Here is a 23579-nt window from a genome sequence, read left to right on the forward strand (position 1 = left end):
GAACGAAAGCGCCCCGGACTTCCGCCTGCAAGCGGCCGGCCACGACTTCGGCGCGGCGTGGAAGAAAACCAGCGAGGCCGGGCGGGATTACCTGTCGGTGGCCATCGACGATCCTTCATTCCCGGCGACGGTCTATGCCCGCCTGATCGAAGGCGAGAATGACACGCACGACCTCATCTGGTCGCGCAGCAAGCCCAAGGCGGCCTGACGGCCGCCCACCGCGCCCCGCCCATTGCGGCGGGGCGCGGTGCTGCTGATCGCAGCATCGCACGCACAGGGTTTCGGCAGTTGCCCCATGTCCCGCATGTCCAAGGCCAGCATTGCATTGGTGATGGTCGAATGGCTCGAAGCCCGTGGCAGTAGGAACAGCATGGCGTGTCGGCGCATTGCGCCGCCGGGCTTTCGGGCTGCGCCCCATGCCGCCAATGGCGTCATGTCCATTCGGCTTCAATCCCTCACGCCTTCGCGCCTGGCGGCGCTGCGCGCTCCGCTTGCGGGCATTCAGACGCGCTAGGGCGCGTCGCGCTCTTTCAGCACGGCCTCGAACTCCTGGCGCACCCGCGCCAGCAGTTCGTCGGCCTTGTGCGTGTCGTCGCCGGCGTAGGCCAGCGTCAACAGCGTCAGCGGATGCACTTCCATGACCTCGCACAGCTCGGTCAGCTTGTGCAGGGTCGGACTTTTCAAGTCGCGCTCCAGCGTACTCATATAGGTGCGGCTGGACACGTCGGAGAACGCTTCCTGGCTCAAGCCTCGCGCCTTCCTGACTGTCCGTATTGCCGTTGCCAATGAGTGTTTCGCTGTCACTAACTTGGTTTCCCCATAAAAACCAAGATGACAGCCCATTGCGCCCTATAGGGCTACAATCTATAGTGTTCATTCATGGCTGAAAGGCCCGCTTTCGTGCTTTTACGGAAATCCGCAGATGCGGATTCCGACAGAACCGGGGAATCGCATCCGTGTCTTTCCGGCTTCCGACAATTCCGCTTCGGCGCTTCTGTTCTTCTACGGATGCGATGGCTTGCACATCGGTGCTTCCACACGAATGCACGGATGCGTTTCGGCAGTTCTGCGCTTCGGCACCAAAGCGCATTCGCGCATCGTCGGTTTCGTGGAGAAGCTGCCCATGACCCTGCCGCTTGTCACCGCTGATGAACGCGCCCGGCTGCTGGCCCACGGCGCGGCGCTCGCCGCTGGTCAGCGGCTCGACCCGCTGCCCGTGGTGCGCTTGTTCACCCCGGACGCGCATGTGACCTGGCTGCTGGTGTCGCTCGACCCGGCGGATGGCGACACGGCCTACGGCCTGATCGACCTCGGTATCGGTATGCCTGAGCTCGGGATGGTCAAGCTGTCCGACCTGGCGGGCATCGTCGGGCCGCGCAAGCTGCCGGTGCGGCGGGATCGGTATTTCCAGGCGGTGCGCCCGTTATCGGAGTACGTCCGGCTGGCGCAGGAGAACGGCGCGATCACGGACTGATGAAAACCAGCGCGGCCTAGCCAGCCGGGGCGCATCGTGACTATTTCAATCTTGATCAAGACCGTGCAGGTCTGAATCCGCATTCTTGCACCGAAGTGGTGCGATCCTGTTGAAAACAGTCCTGATCTTGGGCGCGGGCTGCGGCACGGTGTTCGGTGCTGCGCGTCATTTTCCTGAAGGCGTAGCCGTCGCATTCAGACGATTTCCGCAACACGCAGAGCCAAATGGTCTTGACACCGACAGTTACAGCCTAACCAATTTTGATGACGACCTGATGGCATTTCGATAGTTCCCGCATCGCGGAAATCGTGGCGACGCATCCCAAACAGAGGGAGGTTTCGCCATGACTGATCGCAGCGCCGAACACTGGTATCCGACAGCGGCCTATCTCTACGTTCTGCACCTTGACGGCCCTGCGCTGGCGTGGGAATACCTGCGCCGAAATCCCGACTACCGCCGCGACTGGCTGCGCCGCCGCCGCCGGCCGGACACGGCGCAGGCGTGGGGCCTGCGCCTGCTGGAAGACCCAGCCCTGGATGCGCGCGACGCGCATCCGGCCTGGTTTCCCGATCACGATGCCGTCGTGCAGGTTTACCCGGACGATGACCCGCCACCCGAAGCCCATGCCTTCGAGTTCTGGCGCGTCCCTGGCCGCAAGCAACTGATCCACGACGGCAAGCGCCTGGTGCTGGTGTCGCATTGGCCCGGCTGCTGCCTGCGGCTCGCGCTCGCGCCGGGCCTGGAAGACGGCATGGCCTACCTCTACGCCACCCGCGCCTGCGCCACGCCCTGCGCGCGCTATCGCACGCTCGCGTCCGAGCTGGACGCATTGGCCGTGGCCACGGTTGCCACGCCTGCGGCGGCGGCCCGTTCCAGGCCCACGACGGCCGCGGTGCTGGAACTGCACACCTTGCAGACGCTCGACGCGACCCTGGCGGGCGCGTCATTGCGCGAAGTGGCCGAAGGGCTGTTCGGCGCCGATGCCGTCGCCGCCGACTGGCACAAGGACAGCGCCTTACGTGCCCGCGTGCGGCGGCTGGTACGTCGTGGCGATGCGCTGATGCGTGGCGGCTATCGCCGCCTGGCACAGCTTCCGCCGCCGTTGCAGTAGGGGGGGACGTTTCGCGTCCCCCGTAGATCGTCCCTTAGCAAGCAGCCTCGCTTTCTTGAAAGTGCCTCTAACCGGCCGCGTGGTGTGGCCGGGCTTGATGGAGGTACATCCCATGCGACCCGCTCCCTTGCGGCCTGCCGCCGCTGCTGTCGCTGCGCCTGCGCAGCCCCAACGCTACCTGACCAACGACGAAGCCGCCGAGTACCTGCGCCTGTCGCCACGCACGCTGGAGAAACAGCGCGTGATCGGCGGCGGCCCGAAGTTCCGCAAGTTCGGCCGCCGCGTCATGTACGCGGTGTCCGACCTCGATGCCTGGGCCGACCAGCGCAGCTACGAGGCGACTTCCGACCCGGAATATGCCGAACGCCACGCGGGCGATTACCGTGATGGCCGCTGATCGCTGGCGCGTGGGTGGCCGTCGCCATGTCCAGCCCGCCAGGGCAAGCCTTGCAGCGCGAACAGCTCGACCTGTTCCGCGCGCTGCCGGGCGACATGGCACCCCGCGACAGCCAGGACTTGATGGCCTTTCCGTTCTTCTCGCTGGCGAAGTCGCGGCGTACCGCGCCGATCGACTTCCGCGCCGGCGGCATCACCATCCGCGTGGAGGGTACGCAGGAGCACGGCATCGCAACGATATGGGATGCCGACCTGCTGATTTGGGCCGCCTCGCAGATCGTGGAGGCGCGCGACGCGGGCTTGCGCCCGTCGCGCTGGATACGCGCCACTCCCTACGAGATCCTGCGCTTCATCGGGCGCGGCACGTCTCTCAACGACTACCTGCGCCTGAAAGCCGCGCTCGACCGGCTGCAATCGACCACGGTGGCCACGTCCATCCGCGAAACCACGGGAAGGCGATTGCATCGCTTCTCGTGGATCAACGAGTGGAAGGAACTGGCCGATGCCAGCGGCGTGCCACTGGGCATCGAACTGATCCTGCCGGACTGGTTCTATGCGGGCGTGCTCGATGCCGCCTTGGTGCTGACCATCGACCCAGCCTATTTCCGCTTGAAGGGCGGGATCGAGCGCTGGCTGTACCGCCTGGTGCGCAAGCACGGCGGCAAGCAGCCGGGCGGCTGGCAATTCGACTTCCGGCACCTGCACCGCAAGTCGGGCAGCGCTGCGCGCTTCTCCGACTTCGCTTACGACCTGCGCGTCCTGGTGGCGCGGCAGTCGCTGCCCGGCTACGTCCTGGGCATCGAGCGAATGCCGGACGACGGACAAGAACTGCTGACCTTCCGGCCCGTGCTGCACACGGCACGGGGATAACTCGTGGAAAAGGTGTGGACGGCCTCGTGCTATCAGGAGTACCGGGTATCGTGCTATCGGGAGTACGCCTATCGTGCTATCAGGAGTACGAAAACGCCGGAAAGCCAATAACGGCGCGGGTTTGCGGCCCCTCTAACTTCCCTAACAAGAAATACATAACTTTTAGTAGAAGCGCGCCGTTTCGGTGGACAACCGAGAAACGGCACGGCGAACAGCGTTTTGCACGGCAGGTAAAGCCCGGCTTTCCAGCAGGGAGGGCCGCGCCATGATCCTCGCTCTGCTCAACCAGAAAGGCGGTGTCGGCAAGACCACGCTCGCCACGCACATCGCGGGCGAACTGGCGATGCGCGGCCAGCATGTCGTCCTGCTCGATGCCGACCCGCAGGGTTCATCCCTGGACTGGACGCAGCGCAGAAGCCAGCAAGGCTTGCCACGGCTGTTCAGCGCCGTGGGCCTCGCACGCGAAACGCTGCATCAGGAAGCGCCAGAACTCGCCAGGCGGGCCGATCACGTCATCATCGACGGGCCGCCGCGCATCGCCGCCTTGGCGCGCTCCGCGCTGCTGGCGGCCGAGCGCGTGCTGATCCCGGTGCAGCCCAGCCCCTACGACCTCTGGGCCAGCTCGGAAATGGTTTCGCTGATCCGCGAGGCGCAGGTGTTCCGGCCGCTGCTCCGCGCGGCCTTCGTCATCAACCGGCGCGTCAGCACCACCATCATCGGGCGCGAGGCGCGGCAATCGCTCGCCGAACAGCCGCTGCCCGCGCTGCGCTCGGAGGTGCATCAGCGCATCGTCTTCGCCGACAGCGTGGCCGCTGGCCGGCTCGCACGCGAGACAGCGCCCGACAGTGCCGCCGCCCGCGAAATCACCGCCCTGGTGGACGAACTGCTGCGGTGGCCGACATGACAGCGCAGCAGCCACCCAACAGCAAACGCACGGGCAAGCGCGTCGGCATCGGCGCACGTCCGCCCGCGAATCCGCACGCCGAGGCGTGGATTCGTCAGGGCGATGCCGACGCGCTGGGCAAAGGCGACCTCTACACGGCCCGCCTCACGCTCGACATCACGCCCGCCATGCGGGCGCGCATCAAGGTGTCGGCCTTCACGCAAGGCGTGACCGTGGCCGACCTGCTGCGCGGCCTGCTGGAGCGGGAGTTTCCGCCGGAGAACACACCATGAACGCATTCGCTTGGCCTGCCGCGAACGCGGCACCGGCTGCGCCGCTGCCTGCGCTTTCGGCACTCGCCGGACAGGCCGGCAATGTGCCGCTGACGCGCGTTTCGCTGGCCTACCTCGAACATCGCTTCAAGCTCTACCTGCGCTTCGGCGAACCGGCGCGCACGCTTCAGCTCGACCGCTGGCGGCGCTGCGCGGTGTTCCTGCCGGGCGCGATGCTCTGCCGCATCCGCTGGCAGGCCAACGACTACGGCACGATCCGCTGGCAACTCATGGTGATGCAGGCTTGCACACCGCTGGACGCGGCGCAGCGCATCCCCGGTGTTCAGCCGGGCGCGCGCTTGCTCCTACACACCGAAGGCGATGCCAACGTGCGCGCCGTGCTGGAGCGCATCGACGGCATCGAGGCGCTGGGCATCGCTGCCATCGACGTGTCGCCGGCGTACTGGCGCACGCTGGGCAACCGTCTTGCGGCTCGCCTTGCGCTGCCCGAATACACCACCGAGCGGCATACCGCCTGGCTGGCCGGGAAGGTGCTGCCATGACCGCCCCGACCACCACACCCAACGCGCCCGACGTGGCGCCGCGTCCTCGCTCACGCCTGCGCGCTCGCATCGTGCTGGCGACACTGGCCGCCATCGGCTTCGCTGCGCTGGCCTGGGCGGCTTTCGTGTCGCCGCTGCCGCGTCTGACCTACAACCCGTCCGACAGCGTGGCGGTCGGCTGGTATCGCATTGACCCGTTCGACCCGCGCACCGCCTCGCTGCCACGTCCGTTGTCCGTGGACAGCATCGTGCTGGTGCCGCTTCCGGCCACGGCTGCCGCGCTCGCTGCGCAGCGCGGCTACCTGCCGACGCGCGTTCCGCTGCTCAAACGTGTGGGCGCGGTCGCGCCGCAACACGTCTGCATCGTCGCCGGTCAGGTACGCATCGACGGCGTGCCTTCGGCCGCCGTACTGCCCGCCGACCGGCTGGGCCGGGCGCTGCCGTCCTTGCAGCTTTGCCGCCGCCTTGAACCGGGCGAACTGCTCCTGTTGAGCGTGACGAATCCAGCATCGTTCGACAGCCGCTATTTCGGCCCGGTCAGCGCATCCGCCGTGATCGGCGTTGCGCATCCGGTGTGGCCGGAGATACGCCCATGATGGCCGCCGATTCGCTGCGCTCTGACGTGCCATCGGGCATGTCGTTCTGCTGGCTGCTTCAGTGTCGCTGCGCCTGTCGTGCCGGTGCATTCGCACCGCACGTCGCGCAGCATCCGGCGCAGCCGTCCAACGTTCAGGCGTCTTGCCTCGAACGCGCCCGGCCTGCGGCCATTGGCGCTTTCGCCGGCGCGCTGTCTGTTCACGCAGCAGCGCCGCCGGGCCGCCGTTGCCTGGAGCGACAGCGAAGGGCAAAGGCGGAAGGCAAGACAAAAGGACGCGGCACCTGGCCGCGTCGAAAGCCAGTCAGCACATGGGGGGAACGCGGCACGGAGCGGCTTCGCCACCGTGCCGCGTTTGGCGCGAGGGTCGCGCCAATGCTGGCATGTCCGCGTGCTTCGCACGACAGGACACGCCCAAGCTTGCGGGGAGCGCAGCCATGACCGACAGCCGCGACGACGACTTTCGCGTGCGCCCCAGCGCCCCGAAGAACCGGGGCAAGGGCCAGGGGCAGAGCTTCGTTTCCAAGGTGCTCAAGCAGGCCGGCAAAGCCAGCAGCGGCAAGTCGGCAGTACGCCGTCCTGGCGCGGCTGGCACCGGCCAGCGGCCCGGCTCTCGGCTCGGACGTGGCCACACGGCGGCGCGCTTCGCCGGGGCGAAGCTAATGCCCATGTCGCGGCGCGTGACCATCAAGACCTTGCTGGTCAATCACCAGCGGGCCAGCCCGCAATCGCTCGCCAAGCACCTGCGCTACATCGAGCGCGACGGCGCGGGTCGCGATGGCGAACCGGGCCGGGGCTACGGGCCACAGGCCGACGAAGCCGATCTGGACGCCTTCAAGGAACGCTGCGCCGACGACCGGCACCATTTCCGCTTCATCGTCTCGCCCGAGGACGGGGCCGAGCTGGACGACCTGCGCACCTACACCCGGCATCTGGTGAGCCGCATGGAAGCCGACCTGGGCACGCGGCTGGATTGGGTGGCGGTGGATCACTGGAACACCGACAACCCGCACACCCACCTGATCGTGCGCGGGCGCGACGACACCGGCAAAGACCTCATCATCGCGGGTGACTACATCGCCCACGGCTTCCGCCATCGCGCCGCCGAGCTGGCGACCGAGTGGCTGGGGCCGCGCACCGAACTGGAGATTCAGCAGACCTTGAGGCGCGAGGTGGAACAGGAGCGGTGGACGAGCCTGGATCGCACCTTGCAGCGCGAGACCGGCGAGGATGGCCGGGTGCATGTCGAACGGCTCAACGAGCCGAGGTTGCAACGCCAGCGCCTGCTGCTGATCGGCCGCCTGCAACGCTTGCAGCGCCTGGGCCTAGCCGACGAGGTGCAGCCCGGCACCTGGGCCATTCATGCCGATGCCGAGAAGACCTTGCGTGCCCTGGGTGAGCGTGGCGACATCATCCGAACGATGCAGCGGGCCATGAGCGGCCAGCCGCGTGAGCTGGCGGTGTTCGAGCCGGGCGACGATGGTCGCAGCCTCATCGGCCGCGTGGCCGCGAAGGGGCTTGCCGATGAGTTGCACGACCGAGGCTATCTGATCATCGACGGCACGGACGGTAAGGCCCACTACGTTGCACTGAACGCCCGCGACGAACTGGCGAACTATCCCACGGGCGCTGTGGTAGAGGTGAAGGGTTCGACTGAGGTGCGCACGGCCGACAAGAACATCGCCTCGCTGGCGAGCGATGGCCTGTACCGCACCGATCATCACCTGGTAATCGAGCAGGGCCGGGCTACGCCCGGACGCGACCCGCAGGAAGTCGTCGCCGCTCATGTCCGGCGGCTGGAAGCCCTGCGCCGGGCTTGCATCGTGGAGCGCGTGGCCGAAGGGCTATGGAAGGTACCGGACGACCTGGCCGAGCGTGGCCGCCAATACGACGCGCAACGGCTGGGCGATGTAGCCGTAGAGCTGAAATCACACCTTCCTATTGAACGGCAGGCCCGCGTCATCGGCGCGACTTGGCTTGACCAGCAACTGATCGGCGGTGGCCGTGGGCTGGGCAACTTGGGCTTTGGCGGTGATACCAAGCAGGCCATACAGCAGCGAGCCGATTTCCTCGAAGAACAGGGGCTGGCACAGCGCCGCGGGCAGCGCGTCATCCTCGCGCGCAACCTGCTGGGCACGCTACGCAATCGGGAACTAGTGCAGGCCGCGAAAGACATTGCGGCGGAAACCGGCCTAGAGCATCGCCCGGTGGCCGACGGGCAGCGCGTAGCCGGTATCTACCGGCGTTCCATTATGCTCGCCAGCGGGCGCTACGCGATGCTCGATGACGGCATGGGGTTCAGCCTTGTGCCGTGGCGGCCGGTAATTGAGCCGCGACTGGGACAACAGCTTGCCGCAAAGGTTATCGGCGGAAGTGCCTCTTGGGAACTTGGACGAAAGCCCAGTATCGGTATCAGTTAGATATCAAGGGAAGCTGAGTACCAGGCGCAGTCTGCTTGGCTGCTGTGATTCTTCTTAGAGATTCAATCAATGCCATAAACTCCTTGGATTGCCTCAGTGCTTCGCCTCCCGCAGTTTGCAGGTCCAAGACATCCGTAGCCTCGATCGTGAAGGCTGTGGGCACGCGCAGCAGCGAATGCCGGATCTTGTCGTCCGGCACGTCGTTCAGACTTACGCTTACTACGTAGATTTCTGCGTCGGCCGCAAAGGGGCTGTCCGCTTGGCCACGGGTGCGGACAATCTCGGAACGCCAGTGTTGCAGGTCGTCGTTAAGCATGGCCAGCGTCACCTGGGTCTCGCGAGCGCCGGCACCGAAGATCAGCGACTCAAGTACTTGCGTCGTGCTGGGAACTCGGTCGCTACTGTCCACTCTCTCGCTCAGTCCTCGTTCGGAGTTCACCGTCACCAACACGAGTCGGCGCAAGCTTCCGGGCTTGACCTCCGAGAAATTGGCGCTCATTGAGCCCGAAGCTACTAGCCGGTCTAGCATCAGACGTACGCCGAGGTTGTCGGAGACACCACCGTCCACGAGGTGGATATAGGGCCGATCGTGCGCATTGAGGTAGCTGTCTATGCCGCTTTGCAGGATGCGTGATCTGTAATTTTGCCCTCTGACAGGCAAAGATCGGAGAGGCGGCGGACAGGTATTGGCGTTGTTTCGCACCGTTACGGGCGACAGCACCAGCGGTACTGCCGACGAGGCCGCCACCGCGAAAGACAGCGGCGTTGCATCGAGGTCGGAACAGATTAGCCGGAATTGCTCGGTGGTGAAATCGAAAGGGGCACCGGTCGTGAGGTCGGTTGCCGTGATCATCAGTTCGGGCGCGCCCGGTCGTCGGCGCACGTCACCAAAGGTGCGGCCTTCAAAAAGTTCGTCCAAGCGTTGAGCCAGGATCTGGCTGCGCCCAAACCAAGGTGAAGTTAGTCTATAAAGACGCTCAGGCCACAGAGCTTCACGTATGAGTCGCCCCTCAAAAGGCACAAGCAGAAAATCCGGCTCGAAACGAGTCAGCGTGGCATCGCCGAAGGCCGCGAAGTGCGCGGCAAGGATGCTGCCCCCCGACACTCCGCTGACCAGGAACACCTGATCCAACAGAGTGGTCTCCTGGCCCTCTAGCGCGAAGCGTGTGGCCTTGAGTTCGCGCAGCACGCCCAGGCCGAAGGCCGCCGCCCGAGCGCCCCCGCCTGACAGTGTCACCGCTACAACCACCGGTTGGTTGACCTCCGACGGCCTGATGCGTTGGTCGTTCTCGGCGAGAGACATTAAGGCGGCGTCGGAAAGTGTCGGGTTGATCCAAGGACGGTAAGTGGAACACCCTGTCAGAACTACCGTTGCCAGCACACCGGCCAAACTCCATCGTGTGAATTTACACACCTCCAGGCGCTTTACCTCTGCAAGCAGCACCACGCAGCGTTTCGAATAGACAAGAACGAGAAACGCCGGCAATTTTGCGACGAAGCAGAGCCACTCCAGAATGCTGCAGACGTTACAAGAACGGCACCCTACGAATCCCCTTGATGAGGCTCCTCGCGATCCGCGCGAAGTTATGGAATAGCAGCTATTCACGAGCCAGCACTTCTCCAAGCGCTATTGATCCGTTCAAGGCAGGTGGTGATTGCAGACTTTGCATGCCCGAGCAGTGTGTAGGAGCCTTTGAAATCCGCGAGAGCGTTGCCGTGCTCGAAGCAGCTAGCAGCAGCCACCCGACGATCTGTTTGTTCATCTACTGCCTCAAACTCCAAACTAGCTCCCCCAGTTGTCACTGGTCCAACAAGCAACGTCGTTAGGGTGTTGACTGCTCTATTGGGCGTCTCAATGGTCGTAATTGCCACACGCACACGTATGCGGCCTGACGATGCGGGAGCTTCGGACTTAGTTTGGAGATGTCGCAGTTCACTGTTGACGTGATCGAGAAGCTCTCGCACTTGCTCAGCTTCAAGCCCACCTATGCGTCCAGTTGCCGTCACTACCTGAGCATCCTCGACTAATATTTCCCGGTAACGACTGGGTTCAAAGCCTGGCGCCTTGAAGAGCAGAACATTTTCGTACTTCGTTTTTCCCAATACATCGTAATCACCAAGAAACCCTGATCGAGTCATTCCGTTTGAAGCACAGCCAGATAAGGTTGCCGTGAGGCCTGCCAGCAGCACAAAATGGATTAATGAAATAGGGCGTTTCATATATATTTTCATTTATCCCATTTTCAGACAGACGATGCCAGCAACAACCAGCGCAATTCCAACCCAACGTATCAAGGAGGCGGTATCGCCGAACACATACACGCCCACGAAAAACGCGCCCAGCGAACCGATGCCGGTCCAGACCGCATAAGCTGTTCCTATGGGGATCTGTTTAAGAGATAACCATAGGAAAAAGCCGCTGGCTGCCATACAGGCAACTGCAATCGCCGGCCCCACGTAGCGCATCGCTGCATTGGCCGCACCCATCTTGAGGCCTAGTGGCCAACCGATTTCGAACAGGCCGGCAATCAGTAGAACCAACCATGGATTCCATGACAACGGGTTCATATATTTCTCCAAATCTATTCAGTGAAAATTGATTATCAAAGCATCAAAGCATCAAAGAATAGGCAGTAGGCGGTCAATTCGCTCTGCTTCTGATTTCTTCTTAAACTCTCTGATGGCGAGAATCTGTCTCCCCGATCTCTCCGGCCACGAGAGAGATCGGGGGAAGCGTGTGGACAGTTACGCTGAGGGATCAGACCGGTTGCACTGGTTGTTGTACCGCCTCGTGACTCCGTTTGCTGCCCGGCCACTTCATTCCGAACAGCACCTCGTAGAGCAACGGAATCAGGCCAAGCGTCACGAGCGTGCCAAGTGCGAGACCACCGATCATGCCGATGGCCATGCCCTTCCACAGCGGCCCCGCAAACAACATCAGGGGCACGAGACCCGCGATACAGGTCACCTTGGTCATCACGATTGGACGCAGCCGCTGCATCGCAGCTCCCACCAGGGCTTCATGTCGGGCGAGACCTTCCGAGAGGCCGTGTTCAATTTGTTCGAGCAGAAGAACGGCGTTGTTGACGATGATTCCGAACAGCGCAAGCACCCCGAATGTCGCCATGAAGCTGAAAGGAGTGCCTGTTGCCTTCAGTGCAATCACGACCCCAATCAACGTGAAGGGAATCGTTGCGAGAATCACGATCAGCTTGCGGAAGGAGTTGAACTGCCAGATGAATAGCAGCAACATCGCCAGAAGAGCGAACGGCATGTAGTGCGTGAGCGATGCATTCGATTCAGCCGATTCCTCAATTTCTCCACCAAGCTCTATGGCATAGCCTGCAGGTAGTTCAATTGCGGCGATCCGAGGTGCGAGGTGATCCACGATCTCTTGCGCGGTGTATGCGGTGTTCTGCCCCTGAACTGTGACTGTACGAATGAGATTGCGGCGCTGGATCACAGACGGCTCGCTAGCGAGCGTGACATCGGCCACTTGCGCCAGGGAAACCGGCTGGCCACCCGACGCTGGATAGATGGTCGTCGAACCAACGTCCGCAGTGCTGCGCCGATCATTGGACGTCCCGCGCATCACGATTGGCACGCTGGTATCGCCATCTCGGATCACAGAGATCGACTGGCCGATGTAGCGGGTGCCAAGCCAGGCAGCTATGTCGTCGGTGGTGACGCCAGCACGTCGCGCACGATCTTGATCGACCCGAACATCGAGACGGCCGACACGGGTATCCCAGTTGTTCTTGATGTTGGCCGTACCTGGCAGCTCCCGTAGCGCGGACTCAATTTTCGCCGCCGCATTCATCAGCACCTCATGATCCGGCCCACTGACCCGGTAGACGGCTGTGCCGGCTTCGGTAGTGCCTAGCGAGAACCGCTGAGGCTCTGCGCGTACATCTCCATGATGCTGCGCGAAGTAAGCCCGAGTTCGGGCAATCACGACGTCAATGTTGGTGCCTGCCTTGACCGTCACGACAAAGTACGCGATGTTCGATGCTGGCAATGGGGGATTGAGCCCAAGGATGAAGCGCGGCCCACCGTCAGCGACGTAGCCAATGTGATCCGTGATTTCGGGGTTGATTTCTTGATCACCGAGCCAGCCGCTCACTTCCTTCACTTTGGCAAGAGTGAGCCGTGAATCCGTTCCAGGGGCGAGCTGCACCGGTATTTGGAATTGAACTCGGTCGGACTTCGGCAAGAAGTCGTATGGCAGTGTCGTGAATCCGTACAGAGCTACGGCCAATGCACCCGTCATCACACCAACGTAGATCGCCTTGTGGTCAAGCACCCACTCAAGCAACTTGCGATAGCCGCGATAGAAGCGTGTGTTGTAGGTTTGCGCGTCATTCGCCGGTTGATGATGCACTTTGGTGAAGTGGTAGCACAGCAGTGGAGTGACGGTCAGACACAACAGCCAAGATCCGAGTAACGTGAGCGCGAGGACAATGACGAGAGAGCGCAGATACTCACTCGTCGCACTCTGGCCGAAGAAGAACGGGGAGAAGGCGATGACGATAACCAATGAGGACGTCAGCAGCGGCAGTGCGAGGGTACGACCCGCTTCGAGACAAGCCTGTTTGCGGTCTTCACCGGCTGCCAAGCGCCGTTCAATGTCTTCGGCAATCACGATGCCGTTGTCTACCAAGAGCCCCAAAGCGATGATGATGGCTGCCATCGAAACACTTTGCAGCTCGATGTTCAGCGCGCGCATCACGATCAGTGCCCCCAGAATGGTAAGCGGCACGATCATCCCGACGATGAATCCTGTGCGCCATCCCAGGAAAAGGACGACGACGCCGAGCACGATGACAATCGTTTCGATCATCACCTGGTTCATCTTGCCCATTTCACGTTTGACGACGTCTGCCTGGAATGTCACATAGGAGAGCTCGAAACCTGCGGGCAGAAGTTTCTCAAGCTCGGCCACACGGGATTTGAGGGCTACGCCGAATTGCTCCACGTTCTGGCCCGAGGTCATGGACACTGCCATCACTACGGCAGGCTGGCCCTTATAGACTGCAGCAGACTCGGGAGGATCTGCAGGTTGTACCTGCACGCGCGCAAGCTCTCCCAGTGAGATTGAAGGAGCAGGCGAAGCACCGCGCGCACCCTGAGCTTGCGCCATCATGATCGGCAACGCGCGCAGCGAAGCGGCGTCGCGAACCTCTCCACTAACAGCCAGCGAAGCGTTGATGCCACCGATGGCGATTTGCCCGCCTGAAAGCACGACGTTTTGTTTAACGAGTTGATCGATCACCCCTTGTGGGGTCAATCCAAGCTGGGCTAGTTTTGGTCGATCAAATTCGAGATAGACGCGCTCTTCCTGCAAGCCGTAGAAGCTGATGCGATCAACGCCGGGAAGCGCGTATAGGCGATCGCGCATCTCTTTCAACGACACACGCATTTCGCCCATGGAGTAGCCCGGCGCGGTCACCGCAATGGAGGCCACGGCAACACGGCCGAAGTCGTCGTTGACAAATGGCCCCAACGTACCCTGTGGAAGCAGAGGCTGAGCATCGGCAACCTTCGCGCGAACGCGCTGCCATATGGGGGCTAGGTCGGTGTACCGCTCCCAGATCGTGACCTGTATGACGGCCCCGCCCGCGCGAACGGTTGTGGTTACACGCTTGACCTCGGCCAGCTCCCGCAAACGCTCCTCGATCGGACGCGCGATCAACTGCTCAACACGTTCGGCTGGCATGCCAGGGTTCAGAACGGCAACAACCGCATCTCGAATCGTGACCGATGGCTCTTCCTGCGAAGGGAAATTGAGAAACGTGGCAATGCCGGCAACAAGAATGATGACCGCGGCAAGGTAGGTGAGTCTGCTGGCGCGCAGCGCCATTTCTGTGATCTTCATAGCGAAGTCTTCCTGTAGCGGGTCAGCGTCCGGCCAATTGGGTCGTGGCCTTGAGTGGGGTGACTTGTTGCTCGTTCGTCAGCCAACTCGCGCCAGCCGCGACTACCATCTCGCCGCGCTTCAGGCCGCCCACAACGCGAACGTTGTCGCCGCCTGGCTCGCTCTGGAATTGCACTTCCCGGCGGTGCACCTTCTTTCCGGTCACGTCATATACAAACACTGCGGCTTGTCCTGCTTTCTCACTGAGCACCAGTGCCGAATAGGGAAGCATCAGACGATCTGGTGAGGCATCCTTCGCTTCCGGTGCCTTCAGCAATACTTGAACGGCAGACCCGGGTCGAAGACTGCGCGCAAGAGTAGCATCTTGAGGAACGAGCACGACAGGTAAAAGTGAGCCATTTTCAGCACGCAAGCCGATGCGTTGTACCGAAGCACGAACGGGACTTGCTGACTCGCTCAGGCGCAGTTCGGCGACCTGCCCAATTTTGATATTTGCCGCCTGGGTCGTCGATGCAGTCGCAAGGACTTCTACGCCGCTGCGTAGTCCATCCACTTGAAGCACCGGCGCTCCGGCTGCAATATCTGTGAACGGCAGAGCGAGTTTCTCCGCGACGACGCCGTCGAATGGCGCATGAATGGCGGCCCCCCTTCGCGCACGCTCGGCAAGGCCGAATGCGGCCTTTGCATTGCGCACCTGGCCTTCAGCTGCAACCAACTGTGCTTTCACACTCTCGAATGCAGCCGGGGAGATTACGTTGCCCTCAAGCAGCCCCCTTTGCTGCGTTGTCTGCACGATTCTGTCTGCCAATGCGGCTTCCGCAGCAGCGAGTGTCGCCCGAGCCTGTTCTAGGCGGAGTTGCTCGGGCTGAACATCCAACTCAGCCAGAAGCTGTCCGCGAGAGAAGCGATCTCCCACGTCCACATGAAGCTTGCTGATACGCCCGCCAGTCTCGAACCCCAAGGTACTCCGCTCACTGGAGCGAGCTAGACCACTCAATTCAATGCGATTGGCCACAGAACCTACATCCCCCACCGTGAGCAGCTTGACCGCTCGCGGTGGATCGGAAGCAGGCTCCTTCTGACTATCACAGCCGGCAAGCGATGCGAGCAGAACAAACGCGAGGCCGACTTTCTGCATTTGCCAGGACTGGGATTTAAAGGGAGTGCAAGACACGGGAAGGCCTTTCATCAGCGTTTATCAATAGGGGTGAGTTCCAGTTCGCCGCGGGCGAGCGCCTGGAGGGTGTGCATGAGTCGAGAAAGGTCTTCGGCAGCAAACGTCGGAAAACCCATCATTTCGGCGAGGAAGACTCCGTCCAAGGCAAATAGAACGATTCCGGCGATATCGGTGCCGCGTGGAGATTTGCTCGCGTTCTCGTACTGCCTGCGGTACCAGCCGCGCACAGGCTCAAGCAGCGTGGGGTCTTCAGCCACGGCCGCCAGCAATGCAGCGCTCATCTTTTGCATCCCGCCGTCAGGCATAGCCGAGACCTGGCTGGATAGCCAAGGGTCTGGATCGCCGACGAATGGCAGCTCTCGCTCTTCCTGCCCGCCATCAAACGCCGAGACCTGGTCATCAATCATCGTGAGGAGCAGATCGCGCTTGGTCTTGAAGTGGTACAGGAACGCACCTTTGCTCATTCCTGCCCGTGCAACGACCGCGTCAAGCGTTAGGTGCCCGGCACCTCCCTCCATGACTACGTCACGCGCAGCTTGAAGGATGCGCTCCCGTGTTTGTTGCGCTTTCTTAGAGATGGAGGGGGCTTCAGCGCCGTTGTCCGCCGAATGCGACTCCTCTGGGCTTGATTTCATACGAGTTGCCATGGTGAAACTCCAAAGATGCTTGATTTTTGAATCGTCTGGACGGTATAGTACACGCCATGAACTATGCCCGTCAAGACGGCCTCCTCAATTCACAACCTAGTGGCTCAACATGTCCGATCCCTACGCCCGCCGCGGCCTTACTGCTGTTGCATTCCTATCGATCACGCTTCTCGCCGCGTGCAGCCACTCGCCTCACAGGGTGGAGACATCACGCGTTGAGGTTCCGGCCAAATTCATGAACGAAGCGGGTCTGGCTGTGCAGCAGGTGCCAGCACAAGCACTCCCGGCCGAGTGGTGGACGGCGTACGGTGATCCGCTGATTGACGCGCTGGTGCGCAACGCGCTGGAGCACAACACCGATCTCGCTATTGCAAGAGCGCGGATTGATGAAGCTGTGGCGATCACCCGACGTACACGCGCTTCAATGTTCCCTAGCTTGGCGCTCACGCCCCAAGCAACGCGCGCGCGACTTTTCTTTGGCACCGACCATCAGCAGCGATGCCAGGCTTCCGCTGTCGGCTTCATGGGAAGTTGATCTAGCGGGCCGCCTCTCGCATGCCGCTGATGGCGCACGGATGGACGCAGTTGCTGTCGAACAGAACTGGTTCGCGACACGTTGGCAGATCGCCTTTGAGACAGTGTCCGCTGCACTGCAGCAGCGGCAGGCGGCAGAGCTGGAAGATCTGGCAAAAGAGCGACTTCAAGTCGCCGAGCGCCTTGAGCGTCTGACAGAGCAGAAGTTCAAGGCAGGTCAAGCTACGGGCTTTGACATTGAACGCACGCGTTCCGAGGTCATCGCCCTCCGGGTGGAGCAAGAGCAGTTGCGACGCGTACGCGGCGAAGCAACGCATGCCTTGGATGTGCTCGTTGGCCGGATTCCGGGGGCGCTTGGCAGCGGTCCTGCGCTTGCCTCTCTCACCATGCCCGATTGGACTCCCAGAAGCGTGCCAGGCGAATTGCTGCAGCAGCGCCCCGACGTCAGAGCCGCGCAGGCGCGTCTTGCAGCGGCGACGGCGCGATGGAACGCAGCAGAAGGCGAGCGGCTCCCCAAACTTGTGCTCGATTTGAGTGGTGGGCGCCAACGCTTCGAGAACAACGGAACACGTGTGGCAGGGAACATTTTCTCTCTGGGCTTGGGTGTGACGCTTCCGATCTTTGACGGTGGAGCAATACAAGCGGGAATCGACGAGGGCTCAGCACGCAGTCGCGGCGCACAGGCTGACCTGGAACGCACGGTTTTGCTTGCGCTTCAGGATGTGGAGAACGCTTATCTGGGCTGGCAGACCCAGCGGACTTCTCTGCAGCATCAGGTCGATGGTCTTGTCGTCGCTGATCGACTCCTTGACCGCAGTCGACGCCTCTTTGAGGCGGGACAGGTGGATGCGACCGTTGTTGCAGAAGCGGAGCGTGGCACCTTGTCCCAGCGAGCGGCTCTGGTCCGTGCTCGCGCCGACGCAGCCGTGCAATGGGGTGTTCTCGCTAAAGCGCTTTCTGGTTCGCCAGAGCATGTGAATCTGCAATCTTCACCCTGAGTCCTTGAGTTGGAAGAACGCAGCATGGCAGCGAGTTTTAAATACTGAATAGATCGACGATTAGTAGGGGACGCATGGAAATTCGACATCTACGTTGTTTTATGGCGCTCGCCGAGGAACTTCACTTCGCTCGCGCCGCTGCGAAACTGCATATTGAGCAGTCCCCACTGTCTCGCACGATCAAAGAACTCGAAGAGGAGTTAGGAGCACAGCTCTTTATTCGGAACACGAGAAGCACGCGTTTGACACGAGCTGGGTTGATGCTCATGGAGCACGCACCTCGGGTGTTCGCATCCTTGCAACAGGCGCGGGACTGCGTGAAGGCAGCAAAAAATGGCTTTCATGGACAACTCCGCGTCGCCTTGTCAGACGGCGCAACACTACTGTGCTTACCAGCCCTATTGGCGTTGTGTCGCGAGGAGGAGCCCGAGGTTGAGATTCGCTTTTTTGAGGTGCCACTATCCCAACAAATCAAAGGATTGCACGACGACCTGTATGACGTCGGCTTTGCACAGTCCGACGACGTAGGTGATGGAATCGTCGCACTTCCCGCGTGGACTGACACGCTTATGGTGGCGCTGCCAGCTCGGCATCCGTTGCTGGCTCTTAAGCGAATTCCATTGGATGAACTGCTGCGCTACCCGCTAGTGCTATCTGATCCTCAAGTGTGCGAGGGCCACGCCAAGCACATTGAGCGAGTACTTAGCCGGGCTGAAATGCAGCCTCTAGTTGCCGAGCGGGTTACCACTTTCGACCTGATGATGGCGTTGGTATCTGCCGGTTTTGCACTCGGACTTACAGGGGCTGCACACATTGCAGCCTCCCGAGAGCCAGGAGTCGTGGCGAGGCCGCTTTCGACACGCGTACCACCTTTGACGACCTATCTACTCAGACTTGAAGGCGATCCGTTTGACGAGCTTGCGCGCTTCATTCAGCGAGTACAGGCCATCGAATTGCCAGAGTTTCTCAGGTCAACAAAAAGCCGAAATCCCGATCTTCCGGAGGAATTGATGCCATGAGACTCGCCATCACGCTCGTCGCTGCAATGCTAGTCGCATGCGGTCAATCTGATAAACCGCACAAAGCCACTAGTGCAGAAAAGAAAACCCCGACAGTAGAAGAGCTGGTGGCAGACCCGGAACAGCTCAAGAAGTTGCGCCAGCAATGCAAGACGGATCGGCCTACTTTGGGCGAACTGCTTTGCAACCGGGTAGCGGAGGCAACACGTAAGCGGTTCTACGGTGACGGAAAAACGCCATACACACCGCCCAAAGAATCCCCCAAATTCTGAAATTCAGCAATTCAGCAATTCAGCAATTCAGCAATTCAGCAATTCAGCAATTCGCTAGTCTGCCTGAATCTTCTGTTCGGCACGCTGATATTCGCCGGCGCTTACGGAGTCACTCCCTGGCTAGACACAGCGCGAATTCATTCTTTCTTATCGACCTTTCTGCCCCAAACGGTCTTTGACCGGCACTAAGCCAGCACCGATCCTGACGCCTGCGGCACATTTCTAAGCCGCGTTTCCCAAGGGAATCAGCGTAGGAGAGATTGGAGGCGGGGCTATGCAAGGTACGAATGTGCTGTTCGGTCAGATAGCCGTGGTATTCGGCATCGTGATCGCGGGTGTGTGGGGCGCCACACAATGGACGGCAGCAGCCCTTGGCTATCAGGTACGCCTTGGCTCCCCCTGGTTTGATTTCCTCGGCACACCGATCTACCTCCCGTGGAAGCTGTTTGAGTGGTGGTTCTTCTTCGATGCCTACGCGCCACGCGTTTTCGACACGGGCGGTGCCATAGCGGGTGGCAGTGGCTTGCTGGCGGTGGTGGTCGCAGTCTGCATGTCGATCTGGCGCTCTCGTCAATCACGCCTAGTCACGACCTATGGCTCGGCACGCTGGGCAAGTACGGAGGACATTCGCAAAGCCGGCCTTACGCAGCCGATCGGCGTGTTCCTCGGTCAGCACGATGGCAAGTACCTTCGGCATGAAGGCCCGGAACACATCCTCACTTTCGCGCCCACGCGCTCAGGCAAAGGCGTCGGCCTTGTGGTGCCGACGCTGCTTTCTTGGCCTGCATCCGCCGTAGTCCACGACATCAAGGGCGAGAATTGGCAGATCACCGCAGGTTGGCGCTCACGCTACTCACACTGCCTGCTGTTCAATCCGACCGATGCGAAGTCGGCGGCCTACAACCCGCTGCTAGAAGTTCGGCGCGGCGCACATGAAGTGCGTGACGTACAGAACATAGCCGACATTCTGGTCGATCCAGAAGGCGCGCTTGAGAAGCGCAACCATTGGGAGAAGACTTCGCACGCGCTGCTGGTCGGGGCCATCCTGCATGTGCTCTACGCGGGCGAGGACAAGACGCTGCGCGGCGTCGCCAATTTCCTCTCCGATCCGGCCAGCCCCTTCGAGCTGACCTTGCACCGGATGATGACCACACAGCACCTCGTGAACGTGGAAGGTGGTGGCCCGCATCCAGTCGTCGCTTCGGCGGCGCGCGAAGTGCTCAACAAGTCGGACAACGAGCGTTCCGGCGTGTTGAGCACCGCCATGTCGTTCCTGGGCCTCTACCGCGACCCCACGGTGGCCGAAGTCACCTCGCGCTGCGACTGGCGTATCGCCGACCTGATCGCGTCCGAGCATCCGGTGTCGCTTTATCTGGTAGTGCCACCTTCGGATATTTCGCGGACGAAACCGCTCATTCGCCTGATCCTCAACCAGATCGGCCGACGGCTCACCGAATCGCTCGACGGCAGCGACGGCATCGAACGCCGCCACAAGCTGCTGCTGATGCTCGATGAGTTCCCGGCGCTGGGCCGCCTGGACTTCTTCGAGACGGCGCTTGCCTTCATGGCGGGCTACGGAATCCGCAGTTTTCTTATCGCCCAATCGCTCAACCAGATCGACAAAGCCTACGGCCAGAACCATTCGATTCTGGATAACTGCCATGTCCGCGTGACGTTCGCCACCAACGATGAACGCACTGCGAAACGGATCTCCGAAACGCTTGGCACCGCTACCGAACTGCGCGCGCAGCGCAACTATGCCGGGCACAGATTGGCACCGTGGCTGGGGCACCTCATGGTGTCGCGGCAGGAGACGGCCCGCCCGCTACTGACGCCCGGTGAAGTGATGCAGCTTCCGACTGAGGAAGCTGTGGTGATGGTGTCCAGCGTGGCACCGATCAAGGCCAAGAAGCTGCGCTACTACGCCGACGCGAATTTCAAGAACCGCGTTTTACCGCCGCCTGTGCTCGCGGCCGGGCAATACGCGGACGCGCCACCGGCCCGGCCCGACGACTGGAGCGGCCTATCGATCCCAGCCGTGTCAACGGTCCGGGCTGCGGGCCTGTCCGGCGATGGCACAGGCACCGCCGATGACGGCGGCCCACGCCGACAGCCGGAGCTATCCGAAGTCAGCGAATACAGCCCCGAACCGCTGCTCGCCGGCCATGACCTGACTCTGCTCGATGACGACGACGACCTGCCGCTGCCGCTTCCCGGCCAGCTCGACCCGGCCATGCAGCGCACGGCCCGGCTGGCTTCCCTCGACCCCAACGACGGAATCGACTTATGAGCCAATACCGCCTCAATCTGTTCATTCAGCCCGAGCACGCCAAGCGTCTCGAAGAACTGGCCGCCAAGAAAGGCGTGTCCAAGTCGTCCATTGTCGCGGCGGCGCTCGCGTCGTGGCTATCGCCCGATGCTGGCGACCAGCGCGAGGCGGCCATCGCCAAGCGGCTCGATCGCCTGTCGCGGCAGGCCGAGCGCATGGAGCGCGACCAGAACATCCAGATCGAAACACTGGCGCTGTTCATCCGCTACTTCCTGACCGTCAGCACCCCGATTCCCGAAGCCCATCAGGACGCAGCTCGCGCCCAAGGCAAAGCGCGTTTCGAGCAATTCGTGGAGCGGCTCGGCCGCCACCTGCTGCGTGGCCGCAGCCTGGTGCGCGACGTTGTGGAAGAACTGCACCCAGACCCGGCGCGAATGGATGACGCGGAGGCACTGGCTGAAGCGCAGGAGCGTGCCTCATGAGCGCCATTCCGCAAACCCCGCCCGAACTCTCATCCGCCGCAACCTCTCTGGATCGCCGTATCCAGATGCTGCGCACGGCAATGGGGCCAGTCATCGCCGCTGCGCTGGCCGACCCCGACGTGGTGGAAATCATGCTCAACCCCGACCGCACCCTATGGGTGGATCGGTTGTCATCGGGCCGCATGCCGCTGGGCGTGGAGCTGTCCCAAGACGATGGCGAACGCATCATCCGGCTGGTGGCTGCGCACGTCGGCGCAGAGGTGCATCGCGGGCGGCCGCTGCTGACCGCCGAGCTGCCCGAAACCGGCGAGCGGTTCGAGGGCATCTTGCCGCCCGCAGCGCCCGGCCCAGCCTTCGCGCTGCGCAAGCGCGCCGTGAGCATCATCGGGCTGGATCGCTATGTGGCCGACGGCATCTTGACCACAGGCCAGGCCGAGTTCCTGCGCCGCGCCGTGCGTGAGCGCCAGAACATCCTGATCGCCGGGGCGACGAGCAGCGGCAAAACCACACTCGCCAATGCCTTGCTTGCGGAGATCGCCGCCACGGGCGACCGCGTGCTTGTGCTCGAAGACACCATCGAGCTGCAATGCGCAGCCCGCGACCATGTGCCGCTGCGCACCCGCGCTGGCGTCGTGTCTATGACCGAGCTGGTGCGGGCCACGATGCGCCTGCGCCCCGACCGCGTGATCGTCGGCGAGGTACGCGGCGGCGAAGCCCTGGACTTGGTTAAGGTGTGGGGCACCGGCCACCCCGGCGGCATCGCCACCATCCACGCCGGTTCCGCGCTGGGCGCGCTGCTGCGCCTCGAACAGTTGATTCTTGAAGTGGCGGTGAACCCACCGCGTGCGCTGATCGCCGAGGCGGTCAACGTCGTGATCCACATCGCCGGGCGTGGCCGCAAGCGCCGCGTCGAAAGCATCGCCCGTGTCGTCGGTTTCGACGGCACCGGCTATCGCCTGGCGGACGCGCTGGAAACACCGTTTCCCGAGCTGATGCCGGTTCCTCTCGCAGCCGATGCCGCTGCGCCTTCCTCGTCCCTTGACCTACCTGGAGAACTGCCATGACGCAGATGCACGTTCACGCTTTCCGTAATTCCGTAAATCCGGTTTCAACCATCGCACGCCTGCGGCGGCTGGCCGGCCCCGCGCACCACGGCCTGCTGCTGGCCGCAGTCATGCTGATGACGGCGGGCACGGCGAAGGCATCCGGCTCCTCGATGCCGTGGGAAGGCCCGCTGCAATCCATTCTGGAGTCGATTCAGGGGCCGGTGGCACGCATCGTCGCGGTCATCATCATCATCGCCACGGGCCTCGCGCTCGCCTTCGGCGACACGTCGGGCGGCTTTCGCAAGCTGATCCAGATCGTGTTCGGTTTGAGCATCGCGTTCGCCGCGTCCTCGTTCTTCCTGTCGTTCTTCAGCTTCTCCGGCGGGGCTGTCGTATGAGTGGCCCGGATAGCTTCGCGGCCGGCTTCGAGGTGCCGCTACATCGCTCGCTGACCGAGCCGCTCTTGATGGGCGGCGCACCGCGCACGGTGGCGATTGCCAACGGCACGCTAGCCGCTGCCGTCGGGCTGGGCCTGCAACTCTGGATTCCTGGCGTAGTGCTCTGGATCGTCGGTCACTCGCTGGCCGTGTGGGGCGCGAGGGTCGATCCGCAGTTCATGCAGGTCTTCGCCCGGCACATCAAGCACAAGCCGCTGCTGGACGTGTAGGAGACGCCG

General features: G+C 62.2%; 27 protein-coding genes. 20 read left to right on the forward strand and 7 right to left on the reverse strand.

Going from position 1 to position 23579, the window contains the following annotated elements:
- Positions 1-208, forward strand: a 208-nt coding sequence (locus SK39_RS24825) for a DUF736 domain-containing protein (RefSeq protein ID WP_048217599.1), incomplete at its 5' end; no start/stop codon positions are given.
- Positions 209-510: 302 nt separating this feature from the next.
- Here SK39_RS24825 and SK39_RS24835 read toward each other — a convergent pair.
- Entirely contained in the window at positions 511-843 is a 333-nt protein-coding gene (locus SK39_RS24835) for a helix-turn-helix domain-containing protein (protein ID WP_004883052.1), read from the reverse strand.
- Between the two features lie 79 nt (positions 844-922).
- Between SK39_RS24835 and SK39_RS27945 the strand changes: the two genes are divergently transcribed.
- The 10 genes from SK39_RS27945 (at position 923) to SK39_RS24890 (ending at position 8584) form a co-directional block, all read left to right on the forward strand.
- Positions 923-1474 (forward strand): DUF2958 domain-containing protein, encoded by a 552-nt coding sequence (locus tag SK39_RS27945; protein WP_004883053.1) that lies wholly within the window; start codon positions 923-925, stop codon positions 1472-1474.
- A 343-nt stretch (positions 1475-1817) separates the two neighbouring features.
- Positions 1818-2585, forward strand: a complete 768-nt coding sequence (locus tag SK39_RS24850) for a DUF2285 domain-containing protein (RefSeq protein ID WP_004883055.1) — start codon at positions 1818-1820, stop codon at positions 2583-2585.
- A gap of 112 nt (positions 2586-2697) precedes the next feature.
- The gene (locus SK39_RS24855; RefSeq protein WP_004883058.1) at positions 2698-2982 is read left to right on the forward strand and encodes a helix-turn-helix transcriptional regulator; all 285 of its coding nucleotides are present in this window, start codon (positions 2698-2700) and stop codon (positions 2980-2982) included.
- Positions 2983-3032: 50 nt separating this feature from the next.
- A complete protein-coding gene (locus SK39_RS24860) occupies positions 3033-3851 on the forward strand; it encodes a replication initiator protein A (RefSeq protein WP_425267602.1) in 819 nt (272 codons plus the stop codon).
- A gap of 265 nt (positions 3852-4116) precedes the next feature.
- On the forward strand, positions 4117-4755 hold the full coding sequence (gene parA / locus SK39_RS24865) for a ParA family partition ATPase (protein WP_004883061.1): 639 nt from the start codon (positions 4117-4119) through the stop codon (positions 4753-4755).
- Positions 4752-5027: a hypothetical protein gene (locus SK39_RS24870; RefSeq protein ID WP_004883063.1), complete on the forward strand. Its 276-nt coding sequence runs from the start codon at positions 4752-4754 to the stop codon at positions 5025-5027. The genes parA and SK39_RS24870 overlap by 4 nt, the downstream gene beginning before the upstream one ends.
- Complete coding sequence (locus SK39_RS24875) at positions 5024-5569, forward strand: DUF2840 domain-containing protein (RefSeq protein ID WP_004883064.1); 546 nt, start codon at positions 5024-5026, stop codon at positions 5567-5569. Before SK39_RS24870 ends, SK39_RS24875 begins: the two co-directional genes overlap by 4 nt.
- Complete coding sequence (locus tag SK39_RS24880) at positions 5566-6165, forward strand: S26 family signal peptidase (RefSeq protein ID WP_004883067.1); 600 nt, start codon at positions 5566-5568, stop codon at positions 6163-6165. The genes SK39_RS24875 and SK39_RS24880 overlap by 4 nt, the downstream gene beginning before the upstream one ends.
- A gap of 38 nt (positions 6166-6203) precedes the next feature.
- Positions 6204-6605 (forward strand): hypothetical protein, encoded by a 402-nt coding sequence (locus SK39_RS24885; protein ID WP_224769917.1) that lies wholly within the window; start codon positions 6204-6206, stop codon positions 6603-6605.
- The gene (locus tag SK39_RS24890) at positions 6602-8584 is read left to right on the forward strand and encodes a relaxase/mobilization nuclease domain-containing protein (protein WP_004883068.1); all 1983 of its coding nucleotides are present in this window, start codon (positions 6602-6604) and stop codon (positions 8582-8584) included. The genes SK39_RS24885 and SK39_RS24890 overlap by 4 nt, the downstream gene beginning before the upstream one ends.
- Here the strand turns inward: SK39_RS24890 and SK39_RS24895 are convergent.
- The 6 genes from SK39_RS24895 to SK39_RS24920 all read right to left on the reverse strand — a co-directional run bounded on the left by SK39_RS24895 (position 8577) and on the right by SK39_RS24920 (position 16283).
- The gene (locus SK39_RS24895; protein ID WP_023123864.1) at positions 8577-9887 is read right to left on the reverse strand and encodes a patatin-like phospholipase family protein; all 1311 of its coding nucleotides are present in this window, start codon (positions 9885-9887) and stop codon (positions 8577-8579) included. The two genes, SK39_RS24890 and SK39_RS24895, sit on opposite strands and share 8 nt — an antisense overlap.
- A gap of 299 nt (positions 9888-10186) precedes the next feature.
- Positions 10187-10804 (reverse strand): DUF3313 family protein, encoded by a 618-nt coding sequence (locus SK39_RS24900; RefSeq protein WP_004883071.1) that lies wholly within the window; start codon positions 10802-10804, stop codon positions 10187-10189.
- A 12-nt stretch (positions 10805-10816) separates the two neighbouring features.
- The gene (locus tag SK39_RS24905) at positions 10817-11152 is read right to left on the reverse strand and encodes a DMT family transporter (protein WP_004883073.1); all 336 of its coding nucleotides are present in this window, start codon (positions 11150-11152) and stop codon (positions 10817-10819) included.
- A gap of 190 nt (positions 11153-11342) precedes the next feature.
- Positions 11343-14459 (reverse strand): efflux RND transporter permease subunit, encoded by a 3117-nt coding sequence (locus SK39_RS24910; protein WP_004883075.1) that lies wholly within the window; start codon positions 14457-14459, stop codon positions 11343-11345.
- Positions 14460-14481: 22 nt separating this feature from the next.
- Positions 14482-15597 (reverse strand): efflux RND transporter periplasmic adaptor subunit, encoded by a 1116-nt coding sequence (locus tag SK39_RS24915; protein ID WP_044256783.1) that lies wholly within the window; start codon positions 15595-15597, stop codon positions 14482-14484.
- Between the two features lie 50 nt (positions 15598-15647).
- Positions 15648-16283 (reverse strand): TetR/AcrR family transcriptional regulator, encoded by a 636-nt coding sequence (locus SK39_RS24920; RefSeq protein ID WP_022652140.1) that lies wholly within the window; start codon positions 16281-16283, stop codon positions 15648-15650.
- A 109-nt stretch (positions 16284-16392) separates the two neighbouring features.
- Here SK39_RS24920 and SK39_RS27715 point away from each other — a divergent pair, with 109 nt between their 5' ends.
- The 9 genes from SK39_RS27715 (at position 16393) to SK39_RS24960 (ending at position 23570) form a co-directional block, all read left to right on the forward strand.
- Positions 16393-16818 carry an outer membrane factor lipoprotein domain-containing protein gene (locus SK39_RS27715; RefSeq protein WP_213191790.1) on the forward strand — a complete coding sequence of 142 codons (426 nt, stop codon included), beginning with the start codon at positions 16393-16395 and terminating at the stop codon, positions 16816-16818.
- The gene (locus tag SK39_RS24925) at positions 16760-17815 is read left to right on the forward strand and encodes a TolC family protein (protein WP_223852552.1); all 1056 of its coding nucleotides are present in this window, start codon (positions 16760-16762) and stop codon (positions 17813-17815) included. Before SK39_RS27715 ends, SK39_RS24925 begins: the two co-directional genes overlap by 59 nt.
- Before the next feature lie 74 nt (positions 17816-17889).
- Positions 17890-18834 carry a LysR family transcriptional regulator gene (locus SK39_RS24930; protein WP_004883081.1) on the forward strand — a complete coding sequence of 315 codons (945 nt, stop codon included), beginning with the start codon at positions 17890-17892 and terminating at the stop codon, positions 18832-18834.
- Positions 18831-19106: an EexN family lipoprotein gene (locus tag SK39_RS24935; protein WP_004883082.1), complete on the forward strand. Its 276-nt coding sequence runs from the start codon at positions 18831-18833 to the stop codon at positions 19104-19106. Before SK39_RS24930 ends, SK39_RS24935 begins: the two co-directional genes overlap by 4 nt.
- A 274-nt stretch (positions 19107-19380) precedes the next feature.
- Positions 19381-21396, forward strand: coding sequence for a conjugal transfer protein TraG (locus tag SK39_RS24940; protein ID WP_004883083.1), 2016 nt, complete (start codon positions 19381-19383; stop codon positions 21394-21396).
- Entirely contained in the window at positions 21393-21857 is a 465-nt protein-coding gene (locus tag SK39_RS24945) for a ribbon-helix-helix protein, CopG family (RefSeq protein ID WP_004883086.1), read from the forward strand. The genes SK39_RS24940 and SK39_RS24945 overlap by 4 nt, the downstream gene beginning before the upstream one ends.
- Positions 21854-22921 (forward strand): P-type conjugative transfer ATPase TrbB, encoded by a 1068-nt coding sequence (trbB, locus tag SK39_RS24950; protein ID WP_004883088.1) that lies wholly within the window; start codon positions 21854-21856, stop codon positions 22919-22921. The genes SK39_RS24945 and trbB overlap by 4 nt, the downstream gene beginning before the upstream one ends.
- A 5-nt stretch (positions 22922-22926) precedes the next feature.
- Positions 22927-23301, forward strand: coding sequence for a TrbC/VirB2 family type IV secretion system protein (locus SK39_RS24955; protein WP_425267603.1), 375 nt, complete (start codon positions 22927-22929; stop codon positions 23299-23301).
- Positions 23298-23570, forward strand: coding sequence for a VirB3 family type IV secretion system protein (locus SK39_RS24960; RefSeq protein WP_004883097.1), 273 nt, complete (start codon positions 23298-23300; stop codon positions 23568-23570). Before SK39_RS24955 ends, SK39_RS24960 begins: the two co-directional genes overlap by 4 nt.
- Positions 23571-23579: the final 9 nt, after the last annotated feature.

The sequence above is a fragment of the Citrobacter sp. BIDMC107 genome (genome assembly GCF_001037575.1).
Classification (GTDB): Bacteria; Pseudomonadota; Gammaproteobacteria; order Enterobacterales; family Enterobacteriaceae; genus Citrobacter; species Citrobacter freundii.